At 40.9% G+C, this 21,077-nt stretch carries 16 protein-coding genes; 13 read left to right on the top strand and 3 right to left on the bottom strand.

Going from position 1 to position 21,077, the window contains the following annotated elements; all coding sequences use genetic code 11:
* The first annotated feature begins 171 nt into the window (after positions 1 to 171).
* The 7 genes from BUB77_RS14735 (at position 172) to thpR (ending at position 7,909) form a co-directional block, all read left to right on the top strand.
* Positions 172 to 2,550: a ribonucleoside triphosphate reductase gene (locus BUB77_RS14735; RefSeq protein WP_073277239.1), complete on the top strand. Its 2,379-nt coding sequence runs from the start codon at positions 172 to 174 to the stop codon at positions 2,548 to 2,550.
* Positions 2,551 to 2,739: 189 nt separating this feature from the next.
* Positions 2,740 to 3,147, top strand: a complete 408-nt coding sequence (locus BUB77_RS14730) for a hypothetical protein (protein WP_073277237.1) — start codon at positions 2,740 to 2,742, stop codon at positions 3,145 to 3,147.
* Positions 3,148 to 3,314: 167 nt separating this feature from the next.
* Positions 3,315 to 3,809, top strand: coding sequence for a dihydrofolate reductase (locus BUB77_RS14725; protein WP_073277236.1), 495 nt, complete (start codon positions 3,315 to 3,317; stop codon positions 3,807 to 3,809).
* A gap of 391 nt (positions 3,810 to 4,200) precedes the next feature.
* On the top strand, positions 4,201 to 5,100 hold the full coding sequence (locus tag BUB77_RS14720) for a DegV family protein (RefSeq protein WP_084124287.1): 900 nt from the start codon (positions 4,201 to 4,203) through the stop codon (positions 5,098 to 5,100).
* Positions 5,101 to 5,241: 141 nt separating this feature from the next.
* Positions 5,242 to 6,309: a branched-chain amino acid aminotransferase gene (locus BUB77_RS14715; protein ID WP_073277232.1), complete on the top strand. Its 1,068-nt coding sequence runs from the start codon at positions 5,242 to 5,244 to the stop codon at positions 6,307 to 6,309.
* Between the two features lie 182 nt (positions 6,310 to 6,491).
* Positions 6,492 to 7,181: an MgtC/SapB family protein gene (locus BUB77_RS14710; RefSeq protein WP_073277230.1), complete on the top strand. Its 690-nt coding sequence runs from the start codon at positions 6,492 to 6,494 to the stop codon at positions 7,179 to 7,181.
* A 167-nt stretch (positions 7,182 to 7,348) separates the two neighbouring features.
* Positions 7,349 to 7,909, top strand: a complete 561-nt coding sequence (gene thpR / locus BUB77_RS14705) for an RNA 2',3'-cyclic phosphodiesterase (RefSeq protein ID WP_073277228.1) — start codon at positions 7,349 to 7,351, stop codon at positions 7,907 to 7,909.
* 65 nt (positions 7,910 to 7,974) lie between these two features.
* Here thpR and BUB77_RS14700 read toward each other — a convergent pair whose 3' ends face one another.
* Entirely contained in the window at positions 7,975 to 8,535 is a 561-nt protein-coding gene (locus BUB77_RS14700; protein ID WP_073277226.1) for a DUF3877 family protein, read from the bottom strand.
* Between the two features lie 488 nt (positions 8,536 to 9,023).
* A complete protein-coding gene (locus tag BUB77_RS14695) occupies positions 9,024 to 11,549 on the bottom strand; it encodes a GH39 family glycosyl hydrolase (RefSeq protein WP_073277224.1) in 2,526 nt (841 codons plus the stop codon).
* Positions 11,550 to 11,927: 378 nt separating this feature from the next.
* Between BUB77_RS14695 and BUB77_RS14690 the strand changes: the two genes are divergently transcribed.
* The 6 genes from BUB77_RS14690 (at position 11,928) to BUB77_RS14665 (ending at position 19,459) form a co-directional block, all read left to right on the top strand.
* Positions 11,928 to 13,829: an ABC transporter substrate-binding protein gene (locus BUB77_RS14690; RefSeq protein ID WP_073277222.1), complete on the top strand. Its 1,902-nt coding sequence runs from the start codon at positions 11,928 to 11,930 to the stop codon at positions 13,827 to 13,829.
* Positions 13,830 to 13,901: 72 nt separating this feature from the next.
* On the top strand, positions 13,902 to 14,906 hold the full coding sequence (locus BUB77_RS14685) for an ABC transporter permease (protein ID WP_073277220.1): 1,005 nt from the start codon (positions 13,902 to 13,904) through the stop codon (positions 14,904 to 14,906).
* Between the two features lie 14 nt (positions 14,907 to 14,920).
* The gene (locus tag BUB77_RS14680) at positions 14,921 to 16,171 is read left to right on the top strand and encodes an ABC transporter permease (RefSeq protein WP_073277218.1); all 1,251 of its coding nucleotides are present in this window, start codon (positions 14,921 to 14,923) and stop codon (positions 16,169 to 16,171) included.
* A gap of 10 nt (positions 16,172 to 16,181) precedes the next feature.
* Complete coding sequence (locus BUB77_RS14675) at positions 16,182 to 17,192, top strand: ABC transporter ATP-binding protein (RefSeq protein ID WP_073277216.1); 1,011 nt, start codon at positions 16,182 to 16,184, stop codon at positions 17,190 to 17,192.
* On the top strand, positions 17,182 to 18,006 hold the full coding sequence (locus BUB77_RS14670) for an ABC transporter ATP-binding protein (protein ID WP_073277215.1): 825 nt from the start codon (positions 17,182 to 17,184) through the stop codon (positions 18,004 to 18,006). The genes BUB77_RS14675 and BUB77_RS14670 overlap by 11 nt, the downstream gene beginning before the upstream one ends.
* Before the next feature lie 178 nt (positions 18,007 to 18,184).
* On the top strand, positions 18,185 to 19,459 hold the full coding sequence (locus tag BUB77_RS14665) for a peptidoglycan-binding domain-containing protein (protein WP_073277213.1): 1,275 nt from the start codon (positions 18,185 to 18,187) through the stop codon (positions 19,457 to 19,459).
* Between the two features lie 159 nt (positions 19,460 to 19,618).
* Here the strand turns inward: BUB77_RS14665 and BUB77_RS14660 are convergent, their stop codons facing one another.
* Positions 19,619 to 20,098 carry a peptidoglycan-binding domain-containing protein gene (locus BUB77_RS14660; protein WP_073277211.1) on the bottom strand — a complete coding sequence of 160 codons (480 nt, stop codon included), beginning with the start codon at positions 20,096 to 20,098 and terminating at the stop codon, positions 19,619 to 19,621.
* Positions 20,099 to 21,077: the final 979 nt, after the last annotated feature.

Raw genomic sequence — 21,077 nt, 5'->3', positions numbered from 1 at the left:
TCTAATAAGCGGTTAACACCGGATGTACATAGAACAATTTAAAAGTCAGCTTATTGGAAATCAGACTACGTGATACTGTGATGACAGCGGGGCAATGGGGCCGAAACTGCATCCATGGTATCACGTTGTAGTCTATATTGGCGGCTTGTCGAAATTAAAAGGGGGATTATCATGATTCAGGTAGTAAAACGGGATGGAGAGATAGCAGACTTTAATCTTTCCAAAATTTCTGCGGCAATTGAAAAGGCCTTTAAGGCAACAGAAAAAGTTTATACGGGAGATATCATTAATCTGCTGACCTTAAGAGTAACGGCAGATTTTCAGCTAAAAGCGAAGGATGATAAGATTTCAGTGGAGGATGTACAGGACAGCGTGGAGCATGTGCTGGAGCAGACAGGCTATACGGATGTAGCCAAGGCATACATCCTGTACCGTAAAAACAGGGAAAAAATCCGTAATATGAAATCCACTATTCTGGATTATAAGGAAATTGTCAACAGCTATGTAAAAGAAGAGGACTGGCGTGTAAAAGAGAATTCCACCGTGACTTATTCCGTGGGAGGCCTGATACTGCATAATTCCGGTTCTGTTACAGCAAATTACTGGCTGTCTGAAATCTATGATGAGGAGATTGCCGCTGCTCATCGAAATGCGGATATCCATCTGCATGATTTATCCATGTTAACAGGCTACTGTGCCGGCTGGTCCCTGAAACAGCTGATAAAGGAAGGCCTGGGTGGTATTCCCGGAAAGATTACCTCCTCTCCCGCAAGCCATCTGTCAACCCTTTGCAACCAGATGGTAAACTTTTTAGGCATTATGCAGAATGAATGGGCAGGTGCCCAGGCCTTCTCTTCTTTTGACACTTATTTAGCCCCCTTTGTTAAGATAGATAACCTCTCCTACAGAGAGGTAAAGCAATGTATCCAATCCTTTATTTACGGAGTCAATACTCCCAGCCGCTGGGGAACCCAGGCACCCTTTTCCAATATCACGCTGGACTGGACAGTGCCTTCTGACCTGGCAGAGCTTCCCTGCATCGTAGGAGGGAAGGAAACAGACTTCCTGTACAAGGACTGCAAGAAAGAAATGGACATGGTCAATAAGGCCTTTATCGAAATCATGATTGAAGGTGATGCCAATGGAAGAGGCTTTCAATACCCTATTCCCACCTACTCTATTACAAAGGATTTTGACTGGTCCGATACGGAAAACAACCGACTCTTATTTGAGATGACAGCAAAATACGGCACTCCTTACTTTTCAAATTATATTAACAGCGATATGGAGCCCAGTGATGTACGTTCCATGTGCTGCAGGCTCCGTCTTGACCTCAGGGAGCTGAGAAAGAAAACCGGCGGTTTCTTTGGTTCCGGTGAAAGCACCGGTTCCGTTGGGGTTGTTACCATTAATATGCCAAGAATTGCTTATCTGGCAGAGGACGAGGAAGATTTCTTCCTGCGCCTTGACAGAATGATGGATATCTCCGCCCGTTCCCTTCATGTAAAGCGCCAGGTAATTACCAGACTGTTAAACGAAGGGCTGTATCCTTATACAAAGAGATATCTTGGTACCTTTGACAATCATTTTTCTACTATCGGCCTCCTTGGCATGAATGAAGTAGGACTCAATGCAAAATGGCTGGGCAAGGATATGACCAGCAGGGAAACACAGGAATTCGGCGTAAAAGTATTAAATCATATGAGAGAACGCTTATCGGATTATCAGGAGAAGTACGGAAATTTATTTAACCTGGAAGCAACACCGGCAGAATCCACCAGCTACCGTCTGGCAAAGCATGATAAAAAGCATTATCCGGATATTAAGACAGCAGGAAATAAGGGAGATACCCCTTATTATACCAACAGCTCCCACCTTCCGGTAGGATATACGGAGGATGTATTTGAAGCACTGGATATTCAGGATGAGCTGCAGACCCTTTACACCTCCGGTACGGTATTCCATGCTTTCTTAGGCGAGAAGCTTCCGGACTGGCAGGCAGCGGCGAAGCTGGTCAAGACCATTGCTGAGAATTATAAGCTGCCCTATTATACCCTTTCACCGACCTATTCTATCTGCAAGGATCATGGCTATCTGAGCGGTGAGCAGTTTACCTGTCCTGAATGCGGACAAAATGCCGAGGTTTATTCCCGTATAACAGGCTATTACAGGCCTGTTCAGAACTGGAATGAAGGAAAAGCACAGGAATATAAGAACCGTAAAGTGTATCAGGTAAAGAAGCCGGTCAAAATTTCCGGCATTCGCGGGATTGTACGAGACAATGAGCTGACCAAAGAGGAAGTAGCCGTTTCCACGGAGCAAAAAGCCCTGCTCTTTACTACCAAGACCTGCCCCAACTGTAAAATTGCCAAGGAGTATCTGGGTGATTTCCCTTACAGCATTGTGGATGCGGAGGAAAATGCAGAGCTTGCTAGAAAGTACGGAATTATGCAGGCGCCTACCCTGGTAGTGCTGGAAGAAGGAAAGGTAAACAAGTACATCAACGCTTCTAATATTAAAAGATTTACAGAAGAATTTGTAATGGACTAATTAGAGGATAAGAATAAGCCTGGCGTGTTAATTATCTGTAAAAAGCAGATAATTAACAATACCGGGCTTATTTATAGAGCTGCATATAATATCTGAAAGCTGATTCGGGTGTCAAAATCTCAGCTTTCACTTATGTACATTTGAGGTATAAAAATGCAACGAAATGACTTTCGCGGAGGTGTTTAAAGGATGAAGAAAAGATTATGGATTATCCCGGTTATAGTAATCTTGGTATGCGGTTTCTTTATCGGAAGACCTTTTATTGGAATAAGGCCATTCAAAGATTTGACAGCAAAGGATGTAAAGGAAGTTACTGTTAAACTGATACCTCCAGATACGGAATTGGAATTTACCAATGCGGAAGTTAGTAAATTAGTTGAAATATTGAACAGAGTTGTTATTTATCAAAAAGACAATACCTATGGGAAATATGCCGGGCAAACGGTGATTTTTACCATGACAAAAACAGATGGAACACAAATAAGCATCAAGGCCTATAATCCTTTTATTATCATTGATGGTGTTGGATATAAAACAAAATATGGGCCGTGTGAAGAATTGAACAATCTGGCGAATAATCTGGAAGCAGAAAAATGAAAAAGAAGTCCTGATTAAAGAGTTTTCATATATAAAAATAATCGGATAATATCAGAGATTTGTGATACGGGAAAGAGAATAGTGTGAAAATTAAAAGGCAATTTTCACACACAAGATTGTGTCTGCGGCTCAAAGTTTGCAGGCAGTGAGAAAGGCATGGTTATTAAATGAATTTAATAGTTGCAGTGGACAAGAACTGGGCGATAGGCTACCAGAACAGAATGCTAATCAGCATACCCGAGGATATGCGGTTTTTCCGGGATGAAACAATGGGAAAGGCTGTTATAATGGGAAGGAAGACCATGGAAACCTTTCAGGGAGGAAAGCCCCTGAAGAATAGATTTAATGTTGTAATAACGTCAAAGGATGTAGAAATAAATGATGCGGTTGTAGTTCATAGCGTTGAAGAAGCACTGGAAGCCGTAAAGGGGTACCGGTCGGAGGATGTTTATGTGGTAGGAGGTGACAGCATTTACAGGCAAATGCTGGATTACTGTGATGTTGCCCATGTTACCAAAATAGACTTTGCATATCATGCTGATACTTATTTTCCTAATCTGGATGAAAAGACGGAATGGAAGATTGTTGGGGAATCGGAAGAGAAAACCTACTATGATATCGAATATGCCTTTTATAAGTATGAAAGGGAACAGGAAAAATAATAAAGCACCACAACAAATGCATGAGACCAAATGATGGACACCCAGCGGACTTGGGGAGAGTGGTTTGGAATTTGCTGTTCGAGAACCTTTATTCTACTAAAGCTGCAAAAAACACAGCCGACAGTCAAAACTGCGTCAAACTCGCTACGCTCAAACAATGGCTCCGTTTTTCCTAGCTGTGTTTCTTGCAGCTTAAGTATCATAAAGAACCTCTCAATGCAAAGTCCAAACCACTCTCCCCAAGTCCGCTGGGTGTCCATCATTTGGTCTCATGGGATTGCAGTGAATATAGTACTAGGGAGTATTGCATTCTATGAGGAAAGTGGTATAATTTACATCAAGTGGTAATAATAACCACATGATATTAATTATAGAAAGAAGTCTGATTGTTATGTTGAAATTGATTGTAGACAGTACCTGCGACTTACCGGAGAATTATATCAAGGAAAATGATATTCTGGTGTTGCCTCTTAAGATATTGCTGGAGAATAAAGAATATCTGGACGGCGAAACAATCAATGTAGATGGGGTTTACGAGGCTATGAAAAAGGGATATATGCCCATGACTGCCCAGCCGGCACCGGAAACCATTTATAATATTTTTCCAAATTATGCAAAAAAGGGTCAGGAGTTCATATACATTGCTTTTTCTTCCGCCATGTCCGGGACCTGTCAGCTGGCTTCCACCATCCTTTTAGAGCTGAAGGAAGAATTTCCCCAGGTGAATATGGAGGTTGTGGATTCCATGGGAGGCTCCACTGCTACCGGTCTGATTGTAATGCAGACAATGGAATATATCAAAAGCGGTATGACGGAATTTAAGAAAGCACTGGATTACATGAAAGACCTGACACACCATATAGAGCACATTTTTACAATCTCTGATTTGAACTGGCTGATTAAGGGCGGACGTATCAGCAAAACGCAGGGAATGATAGGAAGCATACTTGGTATCAATCCAATACTTGATGTCAATGACGGACGAATGGAAGTCATAAGAAAGACCAGAGGCAGAAAAAAGGCCTTTGCTGCAGTTATTGATATGCTGGAGGAAAGAGCCGGTGCATTAAAGGACCAGATAATCGGTATCAGCCATGCTGATGATGAAGAAGCAGCCAGGGAATTAGTCTCTATGATTACGGAAAGGCTTGGCTGTACACAGTTTATTATCAACAAAATCGGCGGAGTGTTAGGAAGCCATTTAGGCATTGGAGGCGTAGGAGTTTTTTTCTTCAACCAGGAAGCTGTTTTGCAGAAAGCTTTCCAGCAGGATAGATATCCAGCAGGATGATATCCAGCAGGATGATATCCTGCGGAAGATGTCAAAACCTGTTATGAAAGTTAAAAATTTCTCAAAAAGACTTGAAAAACCTTTTCTGAAAGGCTAATATTATTGCTATATAAAATTAAGAAAAGGAAAGAGGTACGTATCATGCTAAATATCAGATATGAAAAAACAACAACGCCCAAGGAACTGCCCACCAGAGATAACCCCTTAAAGTTCGGAACCATATTTACGGACCACATGTTTGTGATGGATTATGAGGTCGGCAAAGGATGGCATGATGCGCGGATTATACCCTATCAACCGATTAGCCTGGACCCCTCTGCCATGGTGTTTCATTATGGACAGGAAATGTTTGAAGGCTTAAAGGCATATAAAGCGGAGGATGGCAGAACCTTACTGTTCCGTCCGGAGAAAAATATCGAGAGAGCCAATAACACCAATAAAAGAATCTGTATTCCGGAAATACCGGAGGAAGATTTCCTGCAGGCAATCAAGGAAGTGGTTAAGACTGATGAAGCCTGGATTCCAACAAAGCCCGGAACTTCCCTTTATATCAGGCCTTTTGTCATTGCAACAGACCCCTTTTTAGGAGTAAGGCCTTCCGACACCTATAAATTCCTCATCATACTGAGCCCCGTCGGCGCTTATTATCCGGAAGGACTGAACCCGGTTAAGATATGGATTGAAGACGAGTATGTAAGAGCAGTTAAGGGAGGAATCGGTGAGGCAAAGACTGGTGCTAACTATGTTGCTTCCCTGAAATCCCAGGTAAAAGCCCATGATGAGGGGTATTCTCAGGTGCTGTGGCTGGATGGTGTTCATAGAAAATACATCGAAGAAGTAGGAGCCATGAATATTTTCTTTAAGATTGATGGTAAGATTGTAACTCCCGTTCTTAACGGAAGTATCCTTCCCGGTGTTACCAGGGATTCTGTAATCAGGTTATGCAAGGCCTGGGGACTTCCCGTAGAGGAAAGAAAAATAGATATTACGGAAATTAAAGAGGCCTATGAAAAGGGCACTTTGGAAGAAGTATTTGGTAGCGGTACGGCTGCTGTAATATCACCTGTCGGCCAGTTAAGATGGGAAGACACAATCATGCAGGTAAAGGATGGAGGAATTGGAGAATACAGCCAGAAGCTCTATGATACCATCACCGGAATCCAGTTAGGAAAGGTAAAAGATACACTTGGCTGGACAGTGGAAGTTTAAGTCAATTGAAAAGATAAGGGCTGTTGTAAAAAGCTTGTTAAAGAGCTTACTATCAACAGCCCTGTTTTTATATAGGGAAAGAATAGATATAAAATAAACATGAGATAAAAGTCTGACATTCATTGCGCCTGTACATATAATAATGGGAAGGCAGCATAATATAAGCATAAGGGAGATTTTTTATGAATGAATTAGCAGTATCATTACAGGATATAAATACACTATCCATCATTACCAGACTGACACTTGCCATACTTTTCGGAGGAGTAATCGGGTATGAGAGGGGAAGAAAGAGAAGGCCTGCCGGCCTCAGGACCCACATCCTGGTCTGCCTGGGTTCCGCTCTTGTAATGATAACCAGCCAATACATGCTTGAAGTCAGGCATTACACAGGAGACCCATCAAGACTGGGAGCGCAGGTTATCAGCGGAATAGGTTTTCTGGGCGCCGGAACAATATTAATAACGGTAAAACAGCAGGTAAAAGGGCTGACAACAGCAGCCGGGCTTTGGGCCTCTGCCTGTATGGGTCTTGCTCTTGGAATCGGATTTTATGAGGGAGCCATTATTGCCTGTGCCTTTATCTATATCTGCAACACCGTACTGCACCGCTTTGACGTGTACACCATGTCAAGGACAAAGCTGATAGAGGTATATGTGCAGGTAACTACGGTAAATGCCATAAGCAACGTATTTGAAACAATTCGCAAGAACAATATGACCATATCCGATGTGGAAATCAGCAAGACAAGAAACAGTGAGGATACGGTAGGATTGTTTATAACAATAAAACAACAGGAAAGGCATGACCATGAAAAGGTTCTGCTGCTGCTCAGCGGCCTGGATGATGTACTTACAGTGGATGAGATATAAAAATTACGGCATGCAACGGGAGCAAGCGTGAAAATTAGAAAACAATTTTCACACATGCTGGGAAGGCATGGCTGTTAGTGTGAAAGAAGAACACTTTCACACTCTATTATTTATGGCAATATCGCAGACTAGTCTGCGGTATGCAACGGGAGCAAGGAGGTTACTATATGGGAGGTTTTTACCGGCTTTTTGCAGCGATTGATTTCTTGCCGGAAGACAAGGAAAAGCTTTACCGCTACGGAATGACAGTTAAGGAGAATTCAATAAAGGGGAACTTTACCCATCAGGAAAATATTCATTTGACATTGGCCTTTATAGGAGAAACCAGGAAAAGGTCAGGGGCGGAAGAAGCATTGAAAAAGGGAGTAGTAAACAGCAGAGTATCCCCCTTTGTGATAGAGACGGAGAAGCTGGGACGCTTTCAAAATAAGGGAGGGGATATCTTCTGGGTAGGTATAAAGGAATCCCCTGAGTTAATAAAATTGTATGAAGAGATTACAGAGAGCTTGAGAATACAGGGCTTTTCCATAGAAGAGCAGAAATTAAAGGCACACCTGACCATAGGAAGAGGTGTGGTCTTAGAGAAAGCTGCCTCCCTGGAAGAGCTGTCTGCCTTAGTGCCCAAACTGCATCTACTTGTAAATAAAATTCATCTTATGAATTCAGAGAGAATTGAAGGAAAGCTCAGATACAGCAGCCTTATGGAAGCCGCCCTGTTAGTGCGCTGACCGCTTTGTACTTGGCTTAATGGCCCAGACTAATTCAAGCAGGCCATTAGCCAAACTTTCAGTATTTATTCCTCTTCAAAGAGTTTCTTATAGCTGTATTCCAATAGCCGGTGATAATGGCCGTGTCCCTGCTCAAAGTGAAAACAATAAAGGTAAGGGTCAAAATCCCTGTCTGTAAAAGCTATAACATACTCAAATTCAGGATTCTCAACCTCTCTTACCGTATATTCCTTCCCTGAATTCTTAAAAACAGCAAGAATCTGTTCCAGGCAGAAGGTATGAGTACCTGCAAGGTCAATCAGCTCTTTTAGAAAATTCGAAGAAGGGCTGTATTCCTTGATATAGGATACTCCTTCTGCTGCTACAAGAAACCGGAAACGGCTGCCCTGGTGGCTTATGGAAAGAGGAATCTGCCTTTCTTTTGCGAACATCCCAAATCCATCTAGTTCTGTTATCATATCACTGCCACTCTCACAATCCTTACCCAAAAAATAATTCAGAAGGTCCTGCTCATAGTATATTCCAAAGCTTTCTCCCTTTGCCAGGCCAAGCTTTAAAATTCCTTCATAAACGGTGGTTTTTACATTATTCAATAAAGTTTCGTATTTGTTTTCTATTTCAGTCATAAGTACCTCATATTCTATTTAAACTCTAAATTACTTAAGTATTCTATAGTACCCAATTTTAAATGTCAACGCTCTATATAAACTATTTTGGTAAACTCTACATAACTTAGTTTGTTCACATTTTTATTTATTCTTATTTTAGTAAATACGTCACACCCTTTCACATCGATTCACTTAAATTTTAAGCCAAAGTACAGATGGTTTCTGGTTCCGTTGATACATTTTCTATTGAGGGGTTCCTTATGACACTTAAATGGCAGCCGTTATGACTAGATTAAATTACACCATTGTCTGAGCTCACAGTGTTAATATAACCAATAATTATGAAGCGAGTTTGGTGTAATTTAACCTTCCAGGAATAACGGCTGCCATTTTAGTGGAATTGGAACCGCGAATAGAAAATGTATCAACGGAACCAGAAACCATCGTCCGTTTCCAAAGTCTTAAACATAAGTAAGGCCGCCCTATAACATAAATGCAGTCCACTACTAAGGACGGTAGCAGGACGGACTGTATTCCGCCTTCTTAATCTGAATCAAACGTATTTCATGAGGATGTAAAAGTGCAAATTGTGCCATAGTATTATTCGTTACCGTTATCTGCTCCTTTGTGATTCTTGGCATGGAACGTCCTTTTAAGGTGTTGATTTCCTCCTCGTCCGTAAGGGGAACTGCTCCCATGCGGACCCATTCGTCAAAGGCACTACCGCTTTCCCTGTTAACCACATGGTGTGTAACAATATAGTCCGCATTTTCCACATGGGTAAGGGTCAGATGGATATCCAGGGAGGAAGGATTTACAAAAGCGTTGTACCGCTCATTAAAGGTAACATTAAATAATATTCCCTGGGCATAAAGAGGGGAAACATGATGATAGTTATAAAGAAGAATAGTATAATCACTTTGGCCGTTGGTAGTTATGAAATAACCTTCTCCTTTATCCACCAGGATATCCATCAGCTTATTTAAAAAGGTAAAGGCATAATAGGCAGGCTTTTTAATGCCATGGCAGGTAAATAACCCAAGCTCTCCGTGAAATTCTTCGTTGTCCATGGGGAGCTCCTCCAGTATATCCGTAAGGCACCAGTTTCCGAAGCTCTCCACCTCATCATAATTATCCAGTATGTTCTTTACAATGTAGGCTGAGCGGTAACAGGTATCGTTGAGCCAGTCACAATGAGAGGAGGTGGAAGCCCATTCTGTTATATATATAGGAAGATTCGGGTAGTACTGAATGCGGTTCTTAAAATCCTCGATACTGTGAGCCATGTAATCCGGGTCATCGGACAGGATAATAGTATCCTTTTCACTGTCCTCCGATTGGTTCTTTCCAAGTGTGGGAAAGGAGCCGATGGAAGAGGTTTTAACCGGATAGCAGTGGATGTTGTAAAAGTCCGGATAACAATCATGCAGCTTGCAGTAATCCAGAAAATCGTAAAATTCGGAATTGCAAAAGTCCAGAGAGCCATAGGAAGGATTTCCAAAGGAAAGCAGGGGATCACATTCCTTTACACAGTTTCTGGTGATGCGGTAAAGCTCATAAGTAATTTCGTTGGTCTCAAAGGAAAAAATATAGGATAAAAAGGGCACATTCCAGAAAGAGAACATCCAGGTTCTGACTTCTCCCGAGCCATAGCGTTTTAAAAGGTGCTTGGTTAATTCCGTTATCAGATAGACCCATTTCTTGTAATCCTTCGGCTTGCTTATGATAACAGGGTTGTAGAACAGCGTCTTGTCCGAGTCCTCTGACAGAAGCTTTGGCATGAAGGAAAACTGTATCAGCGGCTTTAAGCCGATAGACAACAGAAAATCCAGCACATCATCCACATAGGTATAAACAAGATAAGGATTTCCGTTCCTGTCCTCGTTATACAGCATCATGCTGTCATCCAGAATACCATGAAATTTTATATACTGAAAACCGACTTCCTTCTGCAGCTCCTGTAAATGCTCTTTGACATTCTTATATAGAAGCTCTTTCGCCCTGCCCACACTGGTAAAGGTTTTGAAGGAATGATGGAGGAGCTGTTTTTTCATGGTAGTGTTTATGCTTTGTACAATCAGCCGGGTGGGATATTTTGCTTCCGGAAGCTCATTTTTTGAATTTTTATCAAGATATTCTCCCAGCTTGTTCAAAAAGTCCTGCTGCTTTAGGACCAGCATTGGCTGCAGTGATTTTGTGCCATTTTCTGAAACATTAAGTAGCTTCTGCTCCTTTTTATATTGCTTTGGAAGGGTGCCGTATTCTTTTTTAAAGGTGCTGACAAAGTAGCGGCTGTTAGAAAAACCGTTATTTGCGGCTATCTGCTCGATGGTCAGGTCGGTATGCAGTAAATCGGCAACCGCATGGCGCAGCCTGATACCGGCCAGGTAGTTAAATAAGCTGATGCCCATATTTTTTTCAAAGAAATGGGACAGATAGGAGGCGGAAAGGTATTCTCTTTTGGCGATAGTCTCCAGGGTGATATTTTCTGCGTAATTATCGTTCAGGTATTGGATGATTCCCTTAAGACGTTTCAAATTCTTAGAGTTTTTACTGGAAGTGTCTGCTTTAAAGATTCTAAAATTATAAATCAGTTCATATAAAATATTGTAGGATAAAGGTATGATGAGCAGGCTTTTATGCTCTGTAACATTATAGCTTGCATGTACAAGTCTGGCTATCAGTTTCTTTAGCTCCAGATATTTATTTCTGTCATGATAGAGTACGGAATTACATTCGAAATAAGTATTATCATCAACCCATTGCTGGAAGAAGCTTTGCTTAATTTGGAGTACGGCAGCAACGGTATTGCTGCTTTTGATTTCATGGAATTGATTGCTGTTGATCAGGATGATATCATCTTCGGACAGCTTGTAGGTATCCTCCTCAAACATAACCGTCAGGCTTCCGCTCAATACCAGGTAAATTTCCAGACTGCTGTGCCAGTGCCTCGACATATCTTCGATATTCTGGATGCTGATTTTAATTGGCATTTCATTACCGTATTCAATAATTTCGTGTTTAGATACCATAATATACTCCTCCCAAAATGAAATAATATTGCATGTATTTTATATGATATATGCACAAAAATTGTACAAATAATGCGTTAAACAGATAATAAGATGCCTGGATTTGGAAGTGGAAACTTTTTTATATAAATCGTACAAATTTATGCTATATTTTGCTTAAATGAGTAATAATATATAAAACATGATTCCAAATAAAGCTAAATCATGTATAAAATATATACAAATAAATAGAAATTAGCATGGTTTTATTCTACAACATATATTATCATATGTAAATAGAAAGGTTATTTTACAGAGAAAAAACTGTAGGACTTTTGTAAAAATGTTCGTTTTTAACCAATATGGTTATTGCGATAAAAAAAACAGGAGGGAAGCATTATGAAAAAGAATGTAAAAAGATTTTTGTCACTACTTCTTACAATGGTTATGGTATTAAGTATGCTGACTGCTTGTAAATCTAATAAAACAGATGAAACAAGCACAAAAGATACACCTACACCAACAGCAACAACAGAAGCAACGGACACGCCGACTGCAACGCCTGCTACAGAGGAAGTAAAACCGGGCGGCGAATTACCCAGAAATGAAACACTGTATTATGGCGGTCTGCAATGGGGAGCAGTTAACGGCTGGAATCCTCTTTCCGATGATATGAACAATGCACTTGCAATTACCCAGTCCGGCGGCGGATCACGTACTCCTATGTTTGAAACACTTTATATGTACAACATGCTGGATGATACCATGACACCATTATTAGCTGATGGCGACTATCAGTGGAATGCTGACAGAACAGAAATAACTGTTAAGATTAAAAGTGCTGCTAAATGGAGTGACGGTACAGCTGTTACAGCTGATGATGTTGCTTATACCTTTGAGGCTGATGCTAAAGTTAAGAATGGCCAGGGTGTTGCACTGGCACCTTATATTGAAAGTGTAACAGCAGTTGATCCCCAGACAGTATTAATTAAAGCAAAACTTGATGCTAAGGGTAAAGCTGTTAATCCTCTTTTGGTTGTAGCATATCTGGGACAGACTTATGTTATTCAGAAAGCCTGGATTCAGAAGGTAGAAGCACGCTGCAATAATGATGCTGCCGCTATTAAGAAGGATGCCGGCGAAGATGTTGTATATTCCGGTCCTTACCATAATTTCTATAATGATGACCAGAAAGTTGTTTTGGTTCGTAATGACAGCTACTGGGGCCAGGATGCTTCCATGTGGGGAAAACTTCCTGCACCTAAGTACTTATGCCATACTATTTATGCCGACAACCCTGCTACGGAAGTAGCATTTAAAGCAGGTGAAGTCGATGTTGACCAGCAGTTTATTCCTAACATTCAGGATTTGTGGGAGAAGGATGGTCTTCCTATTTCTACATATCTTCAGGATGCACCTTACGGTATCTGTGTAAATATGCCTACCGCCTGGTTTAATATGGATAATAAACTTCTTCAAAATGTTGCAATCAGAAAAGCTATTGCTATGGCAGTTGATTATGATGCTATCAATGCAAATGCTATGACAGGCCAGTCACCTACCTTTAAGAATATTCCTCGTTCCGTTATGAACCCTACGGATGGTGAGCAGGCTAAATATGACCATGATGCAGTAAAGGATCTTCAATGGACCGGAAATGATATTGAAGGCGCTAAGAAGTTACTGGATGATGCTGGAATTAAAGACAAAAACGGTGATGGAATCCGTGAATTAGACGGAAAGAAACTTTCCTTCGTAGCAGCATGCCCTGATGGCTGGACTGACTGGCAGGCAGCAATTGAAATCGTAGCAGCGGCAGGTAAGAACATCGGTATTGATATTACTACACAGTATCCTCAGGCTGATGTATTCCAGTCAACTGTTACTTCCAAGAAACAAACAGAATATGATATCTTTATGATGTGGACGGATTCCGCAGGCCCTACACAGCCTTGGGGACGTTTAAGAATGTTAACAAGTTCCGAATATAACGGTGTTGACAATAACTGGGCAGGTAACTGGGGACATTACAGCAACAAACGTATGGATGAGCTGATTAAGTTAATCCCTGGTGAAGCAGATCCCGCTAAGCAAAAGGAATACTATACAGAAGCTGTTAAAATTTATTTAACAGATGTTCCTTCCTTCTCCTTAATGTACAGACCTGACCAGTTCCACGCTGTAAATGAATCCATATGGACCAACTATCCTGAAAGTGGAGATGGCAATAATATCCCGCCGTTAGTACTTTTAAATGGTTACAGTATTGCCGGACTTTATAAAATTGATCTGGTTAAGTAGTACCTGAATACAATCGGTCAGCCATGCTTCGGGATAATCTGAAACATGGCTGATAAATTATGGAGGTAATCAATGAAAGGCTATCGTAAATATTTCGGCAAAAAGATTGTATGGTTCCTCATTACGTTCGCTGCTGCTATCCTGCTTAATTTTATTCTTCCACGACTAATGCCGGGAGATCCTGTTGCAGCCATCACGGCAAAATCGGCTCAGGGTATATCAGATGCATCTGCGGCAAAAGAAATATATAACCATTACGCTGAACAGTTTGGTACCAACAAGCCTATGTATGTTCAGTTTATCACTTATTGTAAAAATGCTGCTAAAGGAGATTTTGGTCTTTCCTTTAGCCAATATCCACGTAAAGTATCCGATATTATTTCATCAGCGCTTCCCTGGACTCTTGCGCTGCAGTTTCCGGCAATTATTGTAGGCTGGGTTATCGGAAATGTACTAGGGGCATTGGCGGCCTATATCCGGAAGGGATTTGATAAGGTCTTAATGCCTATTACATTATTTTTCAGTAGTCTTCCTGCTTTTGGTCTTGCAGTAATACTTATGATTGTATTTGCAATCAATTTAAAAATTGCACCTATTTCCGGTGGCTATGGATATGATTTAATTCCTCAGGTCAGCTGGAAATTTGTAAAATCTGTTTTTGCTCACTATCAGCTTCCATTCTGGTCCATTGTACTCATTTCAATCGGCGGCCAGGCTATTGGTATGAGATCTATGTCAATTTATGAATTAAATGCTGACTATGTGAAATACAGCCGTTTCCTTGGTATAAAGGATTGGAAAATTGTAGGCTATGTATTCCGTAACGCGATGCTTCCTCAGATTACAGGACTTGCGCTCTCTATCGGTACCATGGTAGGTGGAGCTCTGGTTTCAGAAGTAATCTTTAGTTATCCGGGACTTGGATCAACTATACTGCAGGCAGTATCAAACTCTGATTATCCGCTTTTATCAGCAGCTACACTGATTATTACGATTATGGTATTGCTGGCAAGCTTTATAGTTGATATTATTTATGGTTTTATTGATCCCCGCGTAAAAGCGGCACAATTTGATTAAGGGAGGCGGACAGGATGAAAAATACAATTAGACAGGTGCTTCACTCTCCCAAATTTGTTTTAGGATTTGTTATATTCGCGATTATGTTATTAACAGTGATTATTTATCCCATCATCAGCCCGGGAGATCCCCTGCAGATGATAAGCAAAGGAAGTTTTTTAAAGCCAGGAATTTACTTCTCCGTATATGACAGTATCAATACGAATTCCAAAACCATCGATCTTCCCGATGCGAATGCAAAGCGACTTACCAATAAATTAAGTGATACGGATAAAGTATCCATGGTACAGTGGCTTACGGCAGTCGGAGTTCCGACGGAAGATATTGATATGCAGGATGGCAACAGCCTGATAAAGCTCTGGCAGGAAAAATATGACCCTGCGGCAAAGCCGGAAGGGATGACAATGGCTCAGCGTAATTTCTATAAAAGACTTGATAAGAGCCTTGGCAATGCGCTGAATGAGCAGCCTTTAGTAGTATCGGTACAAAATCAGGAGACTCAGTCCCTGGACGAAATAAAAAAAATATCAGACACCGATTATGTAAATCTTAAGGATGTTCCCAATGTGAAGGTCCTTCCACTGGGTACGGATAACTTTGGTGACGATGTATTGAAAAAATTAGTATCCGCAACAAAGACCTCCCTGTTAATCGGATTGATAGCCGGAACAATAGCTACCTTAATTGGCCTGACTCTTGGTTTATTAGCCGGATATCTTGGCGGTTTCATCGATGATTTTATCATGTTCATCACAAATCTTTTTACCGTTATTCCGTCCTTTGTGCTGTTGATTCTGATATCCTACAGTATCGGGCAGGATAAGCGGGGTGCTTCGACAGTAGCCATTGTAATTGGAATAACCTCCTGGGTGTGGACTACCAGGTCAGTCAGGTCCCAGGTTATTTCACTTCGTAACAGGGATCATGTTAACTTAAGCAAGCTTTCAGGACACAGCCTTACAAGCATTATTATTAAGGATATATTGCCTTATATAGCTTCCTATGTAGTAATGGCCTTCATACTTCAGATATCAACAGCAATACTGGCAGAAGCCTCCCTGTCCATGATTGGATTAGGACCAAAGACAGCCGATGTTTCCACGTTGGGACTTATGATGGATTGGGCTATGTCTTATTCCGCTCATTTAAATGGTGCATGGTGGGCATATTTCCCGGTAATCCTTGTTATTGCCTTGATATCATTCTCACTGAATTTAATGAATACTGGTCTCGATCAGGTGTTCAACCCCACTTTAAGAGATTAGGAGGTCTGCTATGGGAAAGACAATGCTGGAGGTTAAAGACCTCAAGACAAAATATATCACAAGATTCAGAGAAGATGTTTATGCTGTTGACGGGGTGTCTTTAAAAATCGAAGAAGGGAAATCCCTTGGTATTGCCGGTGAGTCAGGCTGCGGAAAATCCACACTGGCCTTAAGCCTTATGGGATATTATTTTCCTCCCCTCCATTATATCAGCGGAGATATTGTCGTAGACGGAAAGAATATATCCAAGATGGATCCCGATGATATACGAAGAAACATACTTGGTACGGAAATTGCTTATATCCCCCAGGCAGCTATGAATGCTTTAAATCCTACTCAGAAAATTATTCGTTTTATAGAAGATGTTATCCGTGTTCATGAGCCTAAGAAAACAAAAAAAGACATTTATGATATGGCAAAAGCCAGATTTGAAGAGCTTGGACTTCCTGCCTCCGTACTGGAAAAACATGCGGTGGAATTATCAGGAGGTATGAAGCAAAGAACCGTAATTGCTATTTCAACCATTCTATCACCAAAGGTATTAATAGCGGATGAGCCTTCCAGTGCTCTGGATGTAACGAGCCAGAAAATGGTCATTAAGATGTTAAAGAACCTCATGGAGAAGGGTTATATAAAATCCATGATATTTATAACCCATGAGCTGCCATTATTATATAATGTAACAGATGATATTATGGTAATGTATGCAGGACAGATTGTGGAAAAAGGGAAGGCAAAGGAAATGGTATTTGACCCTATCCATCCTTATTCCAAGGGACTTATGGGCTCTATTATCGTACCGGAAGCCGGAAGCCGTGATGTGAAGCTTACAGCAATTCCCGGAACACCGCCGAACCTTAAAAAACCTCCTGCTGGCTGCCGGTTTGCAGAACGGTGCAGGTATGCCACTGCTGAATGCCGCGCCATTTCAATTGACTCAAAGGAGTTTGAGGAAGGCCGCAGTTACCGCTGTATTTATGATGTTGAGAAACTGAGGGAGGTGTACGGCAATGAAAAATAATGAGAAAAACAGCAGACCCTTATGTTTAAGCGGAAAAGGTGTAACAAAGGTATTTGGCATGGGTAACAAGAAGACCGTTGCGGTGGACCATGTAGACTTTGAATTCCATGAAGGAGAACTGATATCCATTGTAGGGGAATCAGGAAGCGGAAAGACTACACTGAGCAAGCTGCTCCTGGGCCTTAGTAATGCAACAGAGGGGGAGATCTTTTTCCAGGGAAAGCCCCGTGATATCAGTACCAGAAAAAAGAAAAAGGGATATTGGAAGGATATTCAGGCTATTTTTCAGGACCCCTTTTCCTCCTATAATATTTTCTCAAAGATAGATACGGTGCTTCTTGATTGTATTAATATGCGAGGGGGAAGAACCTTTCCCATGGAGAAGAAAATGGAGATGATGACGGAAGCCTGCAGCTTTGTAAATCTAAAGTTTGCGGAGCTTACCAACAAATATCCTTTCGAGCTCTCAGGAGGCCAGATGCAGCGTCTTATGATAGCGAGAATCTTCCTGCTGAAGCCGAAGATTTTGCTGGCAGATGAGCCTACCTCAATGATTGATGCCTGTTCCCGTGCCACTATCCTTGACATGCTGCTGCATTTAAGGGATGAGACCGGTATGACCATAATCTTTATTACCCATGATATCGGCCTGGCCTATTATATTTCGGACAGTGTTTATATTATGGAGCATGGTAAATTCGTAGAAAGAGGTACTGCCGATGAAGTTATTCTTCATTCAAAGGCCGATTATACGAAACGGCTTATCAGCGATGTTCCAAAGATTTATGAAGAATGGGATTTGTCCACTGTATAAACTGTATAAATATTAATATTTCACTAATTATAAAATAAGCTGTTTCAATGCAATTGGAAGAAGGGCATTGGAGCAGCTTATTTTTGCATAAATAATAGGAAATGAAATTAAAGGAAGGAATCATTATCTTGACTAGTACCGCATATATTGAATTAAATCTCTCATAAAAGTGTGAAAAATGAGCAGTTATAATTATAATGACATAAAAATTTATCCGGCCCAGGTGGGAACACAGAACTTGGGAAAGCTTCAGGTGAATGTGACCACAGAACAGGGATTTCGCCCTATACCAAATGCCAAGGTCAGAATAACCTATACCGGTGACCCTGATACTACGGTAGAAGAACTGACAACAGATAATTTAGGCCGGACTTCCCAGGTAGAATTGCAGGCTCCTAATATTGATTATAGTCTTGATCCTGCCTCCACTGCACAGCCCTACTCGGAATATAATATCAACGTTGCCGCAGAAGGCTTTGATAATGTAGATGTAGATGGTTCACAGATTCTGCCGGATGTTACGGCAATTCAGCCTATTTCATTAAGAGAACAGCCGGGAACACAGCTGTTTGTTATCCCCCCTCATACACTATACGGAGATTATCCGCCTAAAATTGCAGAATCAGAAATCAAACCCACCAGTGAAAGCGGAGAAATTGTTTTAACAAGCGTGGTTATTCCGGAATTCGTAATAGTACATGATGGACCCCCGTCTGATACCAGTGCAGAGAATTATTATATACGTTACCGGGATTATATCAAAAATGTTGCTTCCAGTGAAATCTATGCTACATGGCCGGCTTCCACTATAACAGCCAATGTACTTGCCATAATGTCATTTACCCTGAACCGGGTCTATACGGAATGGTACAGAAATAGGGGCTATAACTTTACGATTACCTCTTCCACGGCTTTTGACCATAAATGGATGCCTGGAAGGAATATATATGATACCGTATCCCAGGCAGTGGATGAGGTGTTTAACAATTATCTGTCAAGGCCGAATGTAAGACAGCCGATACTCACACAATATTGCGACGGCAGAAACGTGACCTGTCCGGGATGGATGACACAATGGGGCTCAAAAGCCCTTGGTGACCAGGGGATGACGGCCATTCAGATATTAAGGAATTTCTATGGTAACAGTATTTATATCAATTCCGCAAATGAAGTAGCAGGAGTTCCTTCCTCCTGGCCTGGTGCCAATCTTTCCATTGGTTCAAGAGGAGATAGTGTAAGGCAGATGCAGGAGCAGTTAAATGCCATTGCAGGAGTCTACTCCTCTGTTCCGACGGTAGCAGCAGATGGTGTCTATGGACCACAGACAGAGGCCGCCGTAAGAGCTTTTCAGGAGACCTTTGGACTTCCGGCCAATGGGATTGTTGATTTACCCACCTGGTATAGGATATCAGGAATTTATGTTGCCGTAACGAGAATTGGAGAACTTGGTTAGTCAGTATTTAGCAGAGGTGGGATTCGCCGAATCCCACCCTTTTATTAGGTCAAAGGCCATTTCCGTGTTTTCTCAATAATCTCATAATGGAACAATGCGTACGAATACGCGTTAAATAAAAAATCTGCCCAAAGGAAATTCCTTGGGCAGAACATGAATTTATGGATTACAAACAGAACAAGGATCATAATATTTCTTAGCTTCTGATAAAGAAATGGCAATTTGGGATTGCCTTAAATAACGGCATCCTGCCCGGTGATATTTAGACCCGGTCCTTGTGATATATACGGTTGCTTCCGTTCTGGCGGTTCGGGAAGAAGTTTTTTTGTGGACAGTGACACCTAAGGACTTTATGAGGGTGTTATTGACAGCACCCGTAACTTTAAGGCCCTTGGCTTTCTGGTACTTTCTAATTGCAGTCTTTGTATTTTTCCCAACAACTCCATCCGGTGTTCCACAATTATAGCCCGCATAATTCAGAGCTTCCTGCACATCATTAATCGTTTCTTTGCTATAAGCAGCAGCCTGTGCTGTAGAAACAATTGATAAGTTTGGAAGTACTTCGGCATTAGGCGCTATAAAGGTACTTAGACATGCAATCAGCATAAATTGAGACAAAAATTTCTTAAGTTTTTTCATGTTTTCCCCCATTGTATACCGCAGACTTGTCTGCGGTACTGCCATAAATAATGAAGTGTGAAAGGGTTTCTATGCACACTTTCTTACTCTGTAATTAATTATAAATCAATTGGTAAAAAACACAAGTAATATTTGGAAAATATGTTTGATATATACAATTTTGTTGAAAAATGGGATGTATATTTTAACTTACTATTTGATAAATACTGAAAGCAGCCTGGCAATATGCATGAGGAATAGATTGAAAATGCCTGGCATTTTAAACTTATTATTTGAGAAATGCCACAAGCAGGCTTGCGAATGTATGGAGAATAGTTTGTAAGCAATTTCATAAGCAGGCTTGCGAATATATGGAGAATAGTTTGTAAGCAATTTCATAAGCAGGCTTGCGATATGTATGGAGAATAGTTTACAAGCAGTTTCACAGGCAAGCTTGTGATAGGTATGCTTATGGTAAAACAATAAAAAAAGGCCCCACCCGGTAGGTTGAGCCTTTAAGGAAATCCAATGCTTAGTAGCAGGAGCTAAAACTGCAATATTTTAATAGTTGTTTGCATAATTCGCTAAAGTTGCAAGAGCTGAAGTGACATGAACTAAAGTTGAAACACATAAGTAATATCCTCCTTGTTGTTTGCTATCTTTTAGGAACAAATAAATTGTAACATTTTTGTAACAAATATGTAATAGATAAGTGATGGAAATTTAGGAGGTATTTGGAAACGGAAGCTTCAGACCAGAGGACAAAGGAGGGGCCAGCAGGTAAACCTGCTGGCCGGTTTATGAAAAAAAGTTTATGTTAGCAAGGTGGGGAACCTTGTTGTTAGCTTATGAATATATTATAACGTTCATATATGTCTCAGGTATGAAGGGATATTGAAAAGATTGTGAACAATCATAAAGAAGTTCTTGATTATTTAAAAAATAAAAAGTATAATTATATAAAATTATGAATAAAAATAAATAACAACTCCTTATAAAA

Source organism: Anaerocolumna jejuensis DSM 15929 (genome assembly GCF_900142215.1).
GTDB lineage: Bacteria > Bacillota > Clostridia > Lachnospirales > Lachnospiraceae > Anaerocolumna > Anaerocolumna jejuensis.
This window is presented reverse-complemented; position numbering and strand designations above follow the sequence as displayed.

Bases quoted from the DNA above. Each gene is read 5' to 3' on its own strand.
- BUB77_RS14735 (WP_073277239.1), top strand. From the start codon at position 172: ATGATTCAGGTAGTAAAACGGGATGGAGAGATAGCAGACTTTAATCTT.
- BUB77_RS14730 (WP_073277237.1), top strand. From the start codon at position 2,740: ATGAAGAAAAGATTATGGATTATCCCGGTTATAGTAATCTTGGTATGC.
- BUB77_RS14725 (WP_073277236.1), top strand. From the start codon at position 3,315: ATGAATTTAATAGTTGCAGTGGACAAGAACTGGGCGATAGGCTACCAG.
- BUB77_RS14720 (WP_084124287.1), top strand. From the start codon at position 4,201: ATGTTGAAATTGATTGTAGACAGTACCTGCGACTTACCGGAGAATTAT.
- BUB77_RS14715 (WP_073277232.1), top strand. From the start codon at position 5,242: ATGCTAAATATCAGATATGAAAAAACAACAACGCCCAAGGAACTGCCC.
- BUB77_RS14710 (WP_073277230.1), top strand. From the start codon at position 6,492: ATGAATGAATTAGCAGTATCATTACAGGATATAAATACACTATCCATC.
- thpR (WP_073277228.1), top strand. From the start codon at position 7,349: ATGGGAGGTTTTTACCGGCTTTTTGCAGCGATTGATTTCTTGCCGGAA.
- BUB77_RS14700 (WP_073277226.1), bottom strand. From the start codon at position 8,535: ATGACTGAAATAGAAAACAAATACGAAACTTTATTGAATAATGTAAAA.
- BUB77_RS14695 (WP_073277224.1), bottom strand. From the start codon at position 11,549: ATGGTATCTAAACACGAAATTATTGAATACGGTAATGAAATGCCAATT.
- BUB77_RS14690 (WP_073277222.1), top strand. From the start codon at position 11,928: ATGAAAAAGAATGTAAAAAGATTTTTGTCACTACTTCTTACAATGGTT.
- BUB77_RS14685 (WP_073277220.1), top strand. From the start codon at position 13,902: ATGAAAGGCTATCGTAAATATTTCGGCAAAAAGATTGTATGGTTCCTC.
- BUB77_RS14680 (WP_073277218.1), top strand. From the start codon at position 14,921: ATGAAAAATACAATTAGACAGGTGCTTCACTCTCCCAAATTTGTTTTA.
- BUB77_RS14675 (WP_073277216.1), top strand. From the start codon at position 16,182: ATGGGAAAGACAATGCTGGAGGTTAAAGACCTCAAGACAAAATATATC.
- BUB77_RS14670 (WP_073277215.1), top strand. From the start codon at position 17,182: ATGAAAAATAATGAGAAAAACAGCAGACCCTTATGTTTAAGCGGAAAA.
- BUB77_RS14665 (WP_073277213.1), top strand. From the start codon at position 18,185: ATGAGCAGTTATAATTATAATGACATAAAAATTTATCCGGCCCAGGTG.
- BUB77_RS14660 (WP_073277211.1), bottom strand. From the start codon at position 20,098: ATGAAAAAACTTAAGAAATTTTTGTCTCAATTTATGCTGATTGCATGT.